Source organism: Streptomyces sp. NPDC101490 (assembly GCF_044767145.1).
Lineage (GTDB): Bacteria > Actinomycetota > Actinomycetes > Streptomycetales > Streptomycetaceae > Streptomyces.
On the sequence record NZ_JBIWNI010000006.1, the window covers coordinates 224583 to 236062 of the forward strand.

The 11480-nt window shown below is 71.1% G+C and carries 8 protein-coding genes; 2 read left to right on the forward strand and 6 right to left on the reverse strand.

Going from position 1 to position 11480, the window contains the following annotated elements:
• Position 1: 1 nt before the first annotated feature.
• From ACIRQY_RS15820 to ACIRQY_RS15840, 5 genes are all read right to left on the reverse strand, one after another.
• On the reverse strand, positions 2-1234 hold the full coding sequence (locus ACIRQY_RS15820) for a tyrosine-type recombinase/integrase (RefSeq protein WP_403925754.1): 1233 nt from the start codon (positions 1232-1234) through the stop codon (positions 2-4).
• 1042 nt (positions 1235-2276) lie between these two features.
• Positions 2277-2696, reverse strand: a complete 420-nt coding sequence (locus ACIRQY_RS15825; RefSeq protein WP_403925757.1) for a PIN domain nuclease — start codon at positions 2694-2696, stop codon at positions 2277-2279.
• The gene (locus ACIRQY_RS15830; protein ID WP_293996899.1) at positions 2696-2938 is read right to left on the reverse strand and encodes a type II toxin-antitoxin system VapB family antitoxin; all 243 of its coding nucleotides are present in this window, start codon (positions 2936-2938) and stop codon (positions 2696-2698) included. The genes ACIRQY_RS15825 and ACIRQY_RS15830 overlap by 1 nt, the downstream gene beginning before the upstream one ends.
• A 304-nt stretch (positions 2939-3242) precedes the next feature.
• Positions 3243-6584 carry a S8 family peptidase gene (locus tag ACIRQY_RS15835; RefSeq protein WP_403925760.1) on the reverse strand — a complete coding sequence of 1114 codons (3342 nt, stop codon included), beginning with the start codon at positions 6582-6584 and terminating at the stop codon, positions 3243-3245.
• Between the two features lie 336 nt (positions 6585-6920).
• Positions 6921-7301, reverse strand: coding sequence for a DUF6479 family protein (locus ACIRQY_RS15840; protein WP_351785872.1), 381 nt, complete (start codon positions 7299-7301; stop codon positions 6921-6923).
• 141 nt (positions 7302-7442) lie between these two features.
• Here ACIRQY_RS15840 and ACIRQY_RS15845 point away from each other — a divergent pair, with 141 nt between their 5' ends.
• Entirely contained in the window at positions 7443-7952 is a 510-nt protein-coding gene (locus tag ACIRQY_RS15845) for a SigE family RNA polymerase sigma factor (protein WP_351785869.1), read from the forward strand.
• A gap of 202 nt (positions 7953-8154) precedes the next feature.
• On the forward strand, positions 8155-9426 hold the full coding sequence (locus tag ACIRQY_RS15850) for a hypothetical protein (RefSeq protein ID WP_403925765.1): 1272 nt from the start codon (positions 8155-8157) through the stop codon (positions 9424-9426).
• Positions 9427-9716: 290 nt separating this feature from the next.
• On the opposite strand, the gene ACIRQY_RS15855 is transcribed toward ACIRQY_RS15850, so the two are convergent.
• On the reverse strand, positions 9717-11441 hold the full coding sequence (locus ACIRQY_RS15855) for a bifunctional 3'-5' exonuclease/DNA polymerase (protein WP_403925768.1): 1725 nt from the start codon (positions 11439-11441) through the stop codon (positions 9717-9719).
• Positions 11442-11480 lie beyond the last annotated feature (39 nt).

An 11480-nucleotide genomic window follows, 5' to 3' on the forward strand; every position in this document is an offset into this window, starting at 1 on the left:
CTCAGCCACGTCCAGCCAAAGGCTGTGCCGCCAGCGGCTTGCTTGCGTCCATGGCAGATGCTGGAGGCCGCGGGTCTTCTGGTGAGGCTTCGGCAGCCCTGGAGCGCGGCGCGACCAACTTGCGGGGAACCAGCTTTACGACGGCCTCTGCCGCCTCCCGTGCGATTTCCTCGAGGACGCTTTGGTAGATGTCGTGAGTGATGGAGGTGTCGCTGTGGCCGAGCATCTCCGACACGACGCGGATGTTCACGCCGGCGAGTAGCGCGAGAGTGGCCGCCAGGTGGCGCAGGTCGTGAAGTCGTACTGGCGGAAGATTGGCCTCTTTGACCAGGCGGGCGAACAGGCTGCTGACCTTGGCGGGGTGCAGCCAGGTCCCGTCTTCCTCTACGAAGATCCGTCCGGTGTCGACCCAACCGGATCCGAAGCGGAGGCGCTCTGCCTTCTGCAGGGCCTCGTGGCGGAGTAGGGCGTCGGTGGTGTCGAGGTCGAGCGCGACCAGCCGAACGCCGCTCGCCGTCTTCGGCTCCCCTTCGAGGACGTCCCAGCCGAGCTGGACGAGCTGGGTCTCCACCGCCAGGGAGTGGGCGTCCCTGGCGAAGTCCATCCATCGGATACCCAGGCCCTCGCCGCGACGGGGGCCGCGGAAGCAGTACAGGTGCCACAGGGCGTAGAGCCGGTGTTCGGTGACGTGGTCGAGGAAGAGGCCGGTCTGGGTGGGGGTCCAGACCATGACTGGCGATGGTTTCTTGCCGGTTTGCTTCCACTCGGCGATGCGGGCCGCGGTCCACACCAGGGCCGTTGGCTTCGGAGCGGTCTCCAGTTCGACGTATGCGGCGGGGTTGAACGTGATCAACTGCAGGGCGATAGCCGTGTTGAGAGCGGCACGCAGTGTGGCCTTGATGTGGTGCTGGGTGGCCAGTCCGGTGACGCGGCGGAAGGGCGGCATCGCGGCGATGGCCGCACGTGCGGCCCGCCGAGCGGCCCGCCCTCGAATCGACCGGAGGTCCTCCAGGGCCTGCCGCCGCTGGTAGTTCTGTTCGAGGATCTCGACGTTGGTTGATGCGATGTCCTCGAACATCGCATCAAGGTGATCCACGCGCAGTCGGTCGAGGCGGATCTGGCCGATGTGTGGCCGGAGATGGCAGCGGATGTCCACTTCGTAGCGTGCAGCTCCGGTCGCCCGCAGCGCCTTCTTGCCCTTGAGCCAGGTGTCCAGCCACTCGCTGACCGTCACTCGGGTGGTCAGGCTGTGGCCGGCCTTGAGAAGGCGGGACGTCGTCTCGACGTCGGGGAGGGGGGGATCGCTCCTTTGCGCAGAGCATGATCATGTCGCTGATGCGCTGGCGGTCCTTTGGGCCATCTTCGTCCGTGGACGCGAGCAGTGCCTGGACGAGAAGAAGCTCCCGCCGGGCGCCTTGCGCGTTGGGGAAGCCGGTGCGTCGGAACTGGCGACGCTTGCCGTCGGTGTCTGCGGCGAGTTCCTGACGCACCGACCACTGGCCGTGCCTCGGGTTGCGCAGCTTCGGGCATGGCGAGGTGGCTGGGTAGGGGATGCCAGTCCGCGAGCTCCGGCAATGGCAGGTATGGGAGATCGAGCCCTTCATGACGCCCACGTCCTCGGCCAACGGAAGGTGCAACTTCAGCTGGCAGAGCAGTCGGCCTGGTCCTGGAGGTGCGCGTTCGTCCGTTGGGCTTTCGCGGGGGACGGTCCTGACAGCGGGGTCGGCATGTTGCCGGAGATAATCGCTGAGAGTGACAATGATAGTCCGGCCTCGTCGAAGCTGGAGTGAATGACTCTCATCGGGCCAGGGGTGCCCGCAAAGTGCCCGGGACGTTTGGGCTCCCATGGGACGGGTGGCACGGCTTGGGACTCACCGGCATGCTCAGAGGCACTCTGATCAGGTAAAACTGGGACTGCGGGCCGCTCGTTGGGACTGATGAGCACGTGGCTGATCCCACTCGTAATGCGTAGGTCTCGGGTTCGAATCCCGAAGGCGGCTCTGAAGGACCCCAGGACTCACTCGCCGTGACCTGGGGTTTTTCGTTTTCTGGGATGGCAGGCGGTTCGAGCGGGGGTGCCGTGAGATGGCCTGCGCGAGCGGCGGGTGCAAGCGGTGGCCTGCCGCGCTTCGTCGGTGCGCTCCACAAGATCATGTGAGATCTCTGTGGGCCCTGGAGATCAACACAGTGCATCGTCCGTGGCTCCTCGCCGCATCCTTGCTCAGCAGTTGAGGCCGGTCGGCCCGATAGACGGCTGAGGAAGCGAGGTGGCGCTCTCAGCGGTCGGCGCTACCAGGCGGTACCACCCACTCGGTGGGTTGGCCGGTGAGGGAAGCGATCATGTCGAAGTCGCCGTCGTAGTGGAGCACGGTCAGCCGACTCAGCTCCGCTGTTGCAGCGATGAGAAGGTCAGGCAGTGACAGAGCCCGGTGGAATCCTGCGTTGAGAGCGTGGCGCTGGACTTCCAGTGCGCGGGCGAACACGTCGTCGTCGCTGCGCACATAGTCGAAGGCGTGGAGCCAGGTGCTGATACGCGTTGCCTCGGCAGTGTCCCGAGCCGAGTGGATCATCTCGTACTCGGTCGGTTGGCAGACCGCGAGCAGACAGCGTTCGTGGAGAGGCTTCAGCACCTCTCTGACGCCGGGTTTCGTCCAGCGTGCGAGAGCCGACTTGTCGATCAGGTAGCGATCCTGCATCAGGCGGCGCGACCGCCCTCGCGCTTGAGAGTTCCGTCGGCGTTGCGAGGGCCCGTGCTCTCGATGATCTCGCTGAAGTCGAAGTCGCCGGCGTCCATGGCGTCGAAGCCCTCCTGCCGCAGGTGCCGTTTGACGGCGTCCTCCATGGCGAGACGTACGGCCTGGGCTTTTGTCTTGGTGCCGAAAATGCGCATGGCCTCGGCGACCATGGTCTCGTCGAGGTCGATCACTGTCCTTGCCATGCGGGCCTCCTCGGGGTCTCGGGCACATCAAACGATATCATTTTCTCGCTTGAGTCGATATCGTTTGGTGTGCTCGGGTGGCTGAGGCCCGGCAACGCGCATGTCTGTGACGCGACGCCGCCGGTTCGGGCCAGTTCTCCTCGGCTTACGGAGGCTCACTCGCCGTGGCCTGGGGTATTTCTTGTTCTGGGGACCTGATCGGCTGTGGGGCGTGGTCCGGCCGCTCGGAAGGCGTGCCGCCCGGCCCTGGTGGGGTGGGCGGCACGGTCAGTTGTCGGTGGTCATGGGGTGTCGGGCTCGGGCGTCATCCGCCCAGGTACGCGTCGTACACCGTCACGCTTCCCTGGCCGCCCTGCACATCGGTGACGTGCGCGCGTAGGGCGACGGACTCGCCCTTGGCCGGGTTGGTGATCGTCACGCGGCCCCTGGTGACGGGTGTCTCCTTCCAGGTCCCGCCGCCGTCGTAGGAGACGGAGACCACGAGGGACTTCAGTCCCCTGCCGGCCGCGGGTCCCTGGACGGTGACCGGGAAGGTGACCTCGCGGCCCGCCGGGGCGGTGCCGTCCAGCGTGACCTCGGCGCCGAAGCGCACGGTCGACAGCGGGGTCCGCACCCTTTCGCCGGTCGGCGTCCGCGCGCTGCGGAAGGTCCACGAACCGTCGATGCGGGTCCCGACCGCGGAGACGGACGGATCCCGCCGTACCGACGTGGCCAGGGTGTACTCGGCGTCCTCGGGGCCGACGAAGAAACGGTCCTGGCCTTCCAGCGCGTCCTCGATCTCACCGATCTTCGTGGTGCCCCGGTGGAGCGTGGTCCTCGCCGAGGTGAACGAGGAATGGCCCGTGTTGCCACGGCCGTCGGAGAAGAGCGGCACCTCGGCCCAGAGGGCGTCGTCCTGGCGGAAGGCTCCGGTGTTCCGGTTCATCAGCGGGGAGTGCACGCCGGTGCCGAAGGTGAGGGAGCTGAGCGTTCCCGGGCGGTAGTGCCGTACCGGAGCGGCGTATCCGATGTCGATCTGGCCCTCAGCGCCGATCTGGGCCACCTCCAGGGACCAGGGGTTGGTCTTCCCGAGGGTGGCCAGCCGGTGGGTGCGGGTGCCGGGCAGGGCGTACGGGGCCCCGGGCTCCGAGGCGAAGCCGTCGAGCCCGCTGATCGCCATGGAGATCGCCTGCTTGCCCTGGACGGACGCACCCGTCGTCGCCGTGACCTCGGCGAAGTCGGCGGTCCTGAACTTCGCGGTGAGGCCCCCGAAGAGCTGCTTCACCGGGCCGCCGGAGCCCCCGTGGTACTGGAGCGCGGCGCCGCGCTCCCACTGGGCGTTGAAGGATTCCGTCAGCTTGACGCCGGTGGGCCGCTTCGGGCCCAGCTGCCCCACCCGGTAGCCGTCGAAGGAGGAGAGGAACGAGGTGGAGCCCATGGACCGGCTGCCGTTGTCGATCTCGTACGTCATCCGCGCGCCGGTCATCACGGCCCGGGGGTCCGGGACGGTCATCCGGACGGGCTTGGCGAGGCGGGCGTCGACCGCGACGGTGGTGTCCTTCGTCAGCGCCAGTCTGGGGTGGACCAGCCGGACCATGTCGGGGCCCGCCGGAGTCTCCACGTACCGCATGGAGTTGAGGATGTACTCGCCCTTCGGGAGCCGGAACGTCGTGGTGGGCCTGCCGCTGTCGTCGAAGGCACGGCCGCCTTCCACCCCGGTCAGCTGGGTCAGGAAGCTGATGAACTCCCCGCTGGGCTTCCCGTCGGGACCCTTGTGGTGGAGGGTCAGATCGTACGATTCGACCTCGCGGTCCACGGCGGCGGTGGTGCGCACGGTCTGCCCGCCCCCGGTCGCGGTGACATGGGCGGTGTAGGCGCCGTCGTCGCTCCCGCCGATCCGGGTGTCGGCCGTCATGGGCACGGTGGCCGTACCGCCGGCGGGCACGATGACCCGGGTGGCGCCGAGGGTGAAGAAACCGGCGGGCGCGGGCCGCCCCTTCGGGTCGAGCCCGCGGGCCGTCAGCTCCAGGGTGACGTCCTGGCCGCCGAGGTTGCGGTAGGTGATCTCCTTGGTGACGGGCTTGTCGTCGGTGTGCGGCCAGCGCTGGAGACCGAAGGAGACGCCGGGCTCGTCGGCGACGACGGTCTGCTCCAGGGCCCGGTCGACGGCGAGCCGCCCGGTGCCCTGCTGGAAGACGCCGTGGCCGACGTCCTTGGCGGAGCCGGTGAGCACGGACTTGAGGCGCTCGCCCGTCCAGTCGGGATTGCGCTGCTTGAGCAGGGCGGCGGCGCCCGCGACGTGCGGGGTGGCCATCGAGGTGCCGGAGATGGTGGTGTAGCCGGGAGGGTTCTCGCCGTACTCCAGGGCGATCTGGCTGCCGGGGGAGGACGCGGCGGTGATGCCGACACCGGGCGCGGCGAGATCCGGCTTGGTCCCGCCGTCGCCGGTCCTCGGCCCGGTGCTGGAGAAGTCGGCCATCCTGTCGGCGTCGTCCACCGCGCCGACGGTCAGGGCGGCGTCGGCGCTGCCCGGTGAGCTGATGGTGCCGGGGCCCGGCCCGTCGTTCCCGGCCGCGATGGCGAAGAGGACTCCCTTCTCCTTCGACAGCTTGTCGACCTGGGCCTCCAACGGGTCCAGGTCGGGGGTGTCCGTGCCGCCGAGGCTCATGTTGATGATGTCGGCGCCCTGGCTCACCGCCCAGTCGATGCCCGCGAGGACCCCGGAGTCGCTGCCGCTGCCGTTGTCGTCGAGCACCTTGCCGCTGAGCAGCCTGGCGCCGGGGGCGACCCCCTTGTACGTGCCGCCGGAGTGCGCGCCGGTGCCCGCCGCGGTCGACGCGACATGGGTGCCGTGGCCGTTGCGGTCCTCGGTGTCGGCGGAGTCGGAGAAGTTGGCCTCGCCGACCACCCGGCCCTTGAGGTCGGGGTGCGTCTCGTCGATCCCGGTGTCCAGGACGGCGATGGTGACGCCCGTCCCGTCGTATCCGGCCTCCCACGCCTTCGGGGCACCGATCCGGCCCACGCTGGTCTCCAGGTTCACGGTCCGCACGGCATCCAGCCAGATCCGGGCGACACCCGGGACCGTGCGGGTGCTGAGCACCCCCTCGTCGGTACGGGTGAGGGTCTCCCACAGCGCCCCCGCGTCCCGTTCCGGCACGGTCGCCGCGTCCGCGCCGAGTGACGGCAGCGTCCGCCGTACCTCGGCGTCCCCGCGTACTTCCTTGCGGGCGGCGGGGCCGGAAGCACCCTCGTACGCGACGATGACCTTCAGGCCCTTGCGGTAGGCCCGTCGGCTCTCGGCCGTGCTGAGCGTGGTGACATCGAACAGCCGACGGTCGACGGTGCCCCGTGCGACGAGCCGCTCGGCATCCGCCGGCACGACGTAGGTACGTCCCTTCTCGGTCCAGCTCTGTATGGGTATCTTCTCGCGCCCCGGCGCGTGCCGGACGGTGACGACCCGGCCCCGGGCGTCCACTCCGACCCGGTCTCCGGTGATCAGGGTGACCCAGCGGAGCCCGGCGCCGCTGGTCACGCCCCCGGCGGAGACGCCTGCCCCGGCGGTGTCCGCGAAGGCGTTCGAACTGGTCAGTCCGGCGACGAGCGTCGCCGCCGTGAGGGTGGCGGTGACGGCCCCCACCCCACGGTTCTGGCCTCTGGTGAGGAACAAGGTGACTCCCTGCCCTGCGGGGGCGGTGGACGAGGTGTCGGGAGCGGTCCCCGCTCCCCGCTCCTGGCCAGGAGGAGTGGTCCCCGTCAATTCCCGTTGTTCCAGATCGACTTGATGGCCGAATTTCGACCGGCTGTCGCCCTCTCCGCGTGCGGGGAAAGGGTCGCGCGCAGGAATCCGGTGGCGGGTGGATTTCCAGGTCGCGGGCGCCCGGCGCGGAAGGCGCCCGCGCGGAGGGGCCCTGGTCCGGCGGGGCCCGGCGCGGCGGAAACCCCGGGCCGGATTCTTTCCGGCCCGGGGTTTCCGGGGTGGTCGTGGCAGGGGGCCTCGGGGGTGTCAGTCTCCGTGTCCCGTGCCTCCGCTGCCGAAGCCGCCGCTGGAGATTCCGCCCCATTTGCGCTTCTCTTCGGTCGGGGGGTCCGGGGCGGTCTCCCCGGTGTCGTGGAGTTGGTAGGGCATGAGCCGGTGCTCGCCGTCGGTTCGGGGGACCTCGGTGCGGCGGCGGTACTCCGACACCTCGCCCGGCAGTTCGCCCGTGTCCGGGCGGTGCGGCTGTTCGTCGGGCTTGGGGGCCCGGGATTCGCGGTCGCGGACGCGGAAGCCCAGCCAGACCGCAGCGATCAGGACGGCGACGAGGACGAGACCGCCGATCAGCTGCCCTAGGCCCGACTGCCAGACTCCCGCAGCCAGCGTCTGTGCTGCGCTGAGAGTGTTCATACTCCAGGATTACCCCTTTTCGACCTTTTTGGACGCGATCGGTCCAGGCAGCTCGAAGAATCTTGAAACATTCCCCCGCACTCGTCGCGTCAATGAGATGTAAAGGCGACCACGCCTCGTGACCGAAGCGAGAGGAGGGGCATGAGACAGTCCCGCGCGGATGAGTTCCTGGAGTTCGCCTCCGCCCGATCGGGTCACCTCTTCCGGTCCGCATGCCTGCTGACCAGCGGAGACACCCATCTCGCCGAGGACCTCACCCAGGAGACACTCGGCCGGATGTACGTCCTCTGGGGCCGGATGGCGCGGATCGGCAACCCCGCCGCGTACGCCCAGACCGTCCTCGTCCGCACCTTCCTCAGCCACCGGAGGCGCCGCTCCGCCACCGAACGCCCGCTCGGCGAACTCCCCGACCGCGCCCCCGACGACGGTCATGACCCGGCGCTGCGGATCGCGCTGCTCGACGCCCTCGCCGGGCTCGCCCCCAAGGACCGGGCCGTCGTAGTCCTCCGCTACTGGGAGGACCGCAGCGTCGAGGAGACCGCCGACGCCCTGCACGTCAGCACCGCCGCCGTCCGCACCCGTTCCTCCCGGGCGCTCGCCAAGCTGCGGCACCGCCTCGGCGGCACCATCGGCGAACTCGCCGCGCGCTGAGCCGCCCGCCGAGCCGCCCGCCGAGCCGACTGCCCAGCCGCCGCTGAGCCGCGCGCGGGGCCCCGCAAGGGGCCGCGCGCGGAGCAGCCCGTAGAGCCACTCATAGAGCCACCCGTAGGGCGATCTGCAGAGCGATCTGTAGAGCGACCCGTAGGGCCACCCCCCTTCTTCTTCCCTCCCCATCGGAAAGGGCGAATTCGACATGCCCCAGCACGAAGACCAGCCGCACGGTTTCGAGGAGCGGCTCGGCGCCGTTCTGCGCCGCACCGGCGACACCTTCACCACCGACGACCGGCGCGAACTGGTCGAGGGCGGCCTTCTGCGCGGGCGCCGCCGCCTCGTCCGCCGCCGCCTCACCGTGTCCGGTGGCGTCCTCGCGCTCGCCGCCGTCGGCCTCGGCGGCGTCTACGGCGGTTCGCTGCTCGGCCCCGCCGGAACGGCCGGCACCTCGTCCGTCGCCGCGCCGCCCGTCTCGAACACCGCCACCCCCGCCTCCGCCACCGCCGAGAAGCGGCCCGGGGGCCCGATCCGCGTCGACGAGATCGCCGCCGTCCTCAAGGCCCACACGCCCCGGGGGAAGTGGACCTTCGACGGTCTCGGCAGCCCCGGCGAGGCCGCCGGGGGCGTCTTCGACGACGGGAAGGGCAAGGCGGCCGTCAGCGTCTCCCTCTCCCGGGCCTCCGGCGCCGCCGCCCGGGACATGGTCACCTGCCCCGACAAGGTCGTCGTCCCCTACGACGCCTGCACCGCCCAGAAGCTGCCGAACGGCGCCCGGCTCATGATCTTCCAGGGGTACGAGTACCCCGACAAGCGCGAGGAGACCAAGACCTGGCGCGCGGTCCTCCTCACCAAGGACGGTTTCCTCGTCGACGCGAGCGAGTACAACGCCGCCGCGCAGAAGGGCGCCCCCGTCAGCCGCACCGATCCGCCCTTCACCCCCGCGCAGCTGAAGACCCTGGTCACCGCCGACGCCTGGCGTCCGCTGCTCGCCCGCTTTCCCGGGGCCCCGGGCGGCGGCCCGGGCACACCGCCGCCCGTCGAGCCTTCCGGCACCGCCGTCCGCGACACCCTGAGCGGCTTGATCCCCCGGGGCCTCGACGTGCGGGCCAAGGGAGGCGGCGGCGAATACGGCCATGTCGTCGTCGACGACGGCAAGGGCGCGAGCCTCGTCGGCGTCAACGTCCAGCCCGGCTCCAAGGACCTGATCGGCGAACTCTTCAGCGGCCCGGACGTCGTCACCCTGCCCGACGGCCGCAAGGTCCGGGCCGCCAAGCGGGCCGGTGAGAAGGGCGGCGCCGGAGTCGTGTGGTGGAGCGTGGACACCATCACTCCCGACGGCTTCCGCGTCGTCGTCTCCGCCTTCAACTCCGGAGCGCAGCACGAGGCCGCCACCCGCGCCGAGCCCGCCCTCACCATCGAGCAGCTCAAGGCCGTCGCCCTCAGCTCGAAGTGGCGGAAGGTGGCCCTGGGGTAGTCGACCCGGAACGGGGGAGGGGGAGGGGGAGGGTGGGCCGTCGGTTCCGGCAGCCGTGCCCTTCCCCTCCTTCCCGTAGGGGAGCGGCCCTCGCTTCGGTACGGGCCCGAGCCCCTGTCCCCGTACGGGGCCGAGCATCTGTCCCGTACGGGCCCGAGTCCCCGCTCCCGTACGGGCCCGGTCGCCGTTTCCGTACGGCACGGCACGGCACGGCACGGCACGGCACGGCACGGCACGGCACGGTCCGGCACGGTCCGGCACGGTCCGGTCCGGTCCGGTCCGGGCGGTCGCTACTTCGCGTCCGCGTATCTCTCCACCGTCGCCGTCGTGAACGGGAACCGCACCGGCGTCTCCCCGAACGTGATCCGGCCCGCCTCGTCACCGGCCGCCCCGATCGCCGCCGTGACCGCCTCCGCCTCCTCCGCCGGACAGTGCACGATCACCTCGTCGTGCTGGAAGAACACCAGCTCCGCGCGCATCCCGGCGAGCGACCGCCGCAGCGCCGCCAGCATCAGCAGCGCCCAGTCGGCCGCGCTGCCCTGCACCACGAAGTTACGGGTGAAGCGGCCCCTCGCCCGTGCGTTACCGGAGGCGTATCCCGGGGTGAACCCGTTCTCCTCCGGCGCCGCCCCCTCGGGCTCCTCCTGCGGCAGGCCCGCCTCCTCGTCCCCGCCCGATCCCACCGCGCGCGGACTGGTCCGGCCCAGCCAGGTCCGGACGAGCCGCCCCTCCTCGCCCGCCTTCGCCGCCTCGTCGACGTACGCCACCGCGCGCGGGAAGCGGCGGCGCAGCGCCGCCAGGTTCTTCAGACCGTCCCCGCTGGTCTGCCCGTAGACCGCGCCCAGCAGCGCCAGCTTCGCGTGCTCCCGGTCGCCGGAGAACGCCCGGTCCGACAGGCGTGTGTACAGGTCGTCGGGGTGCCCGGCGACCTCCATCAGGCCCGGGTCCCGGGAGATCGCGGCCAGCACCCTCGGCTCCATCTGGTCGGCGTCCGCGACCACGAGCCGCCAGCCAGGGTCCGCCACGACCGCCCGCCGGATCACCTTCGGGATCTGCAGGGCCCCGCCGCCGCTGGTCGTCCAGCGTCCGCTGACCGTGCCCCCCGGCAGGTACTCCGGCCGGAAGCGTCCGTCCCGCACCCAGTCCTGGAGCCAGGACCAGCCGTGCGCCGTCCAGATCCGGTACAGCTTCTTGTACGCGATCAGCGGCTCCACCGCCGGATGGTCCAACTCCGCCAGCTCCCAGCGGCGGGTGGACCGCAGCCGTACGCCCGCGCCCGCGAAGGCCTTCACCACGTCCGCCGGGAGGTCCGGCCGGACCCGGCGCCCGAAGGCCGCCGACACCTCGTCCGTGAGTGCGGCCAGCCTGCGCGGCTCGCCCCCGCCCGCGTACCGCTCGCCGAGCAGCTCGTCCAGCAGGTCCCGGTGCACGTCCGCCCGCCACGGCAGACCCGCCCGGTGCATCTCGGCCGCCACCAGCATCCCCGCCGACTCGGCCGCCGTCAGGAGCCGCATCCTGCCCGGATGCTCCGCCCGGTCGTGCCGCCGCAGCTGCTCCGCGTACACCGAGAGGAGACCCTCGAACGGCAAGGACACCGTCGGACGCGGCTCGAAGAGGGAGTCCTGCGAGCCGGGCTCGGCGCCGCGCTGCGGCGGGTCCGGCGGCACCGCCTCGTTCCGCAGCCGCGCCCAGGCCGCCGCCGCCGAGCGCGGCTCACCGAGCCGCCCCTCGTGCCCGAGGAGCAGCTGCTCGGCGCCCTCCACGTCGTAACAGCGCTCGATCCGCACCCCGGCGGCGAGCAGCCGGGGGTACACCTCGGCCGTCGACCGCCACACCCAGCGCGTCACCTCGGGCCGGGACCGTACGGCCGTGACGAGGTCCGGCTCGCGCCGCACCTCCCCGGCGGGCAGCCCGTCCGGGCCGAGCGGGACGAGCAGCGCTCCGTCCCCCTCCGCCTCGGCCGCCAGCGCCCACCTCTCGTTCACGGGTGCGAGTCTGGCACCCGCCACTGACATCGGCCCGGAGGCGCTTCCGTCCCGGTACGCGCACCCGAA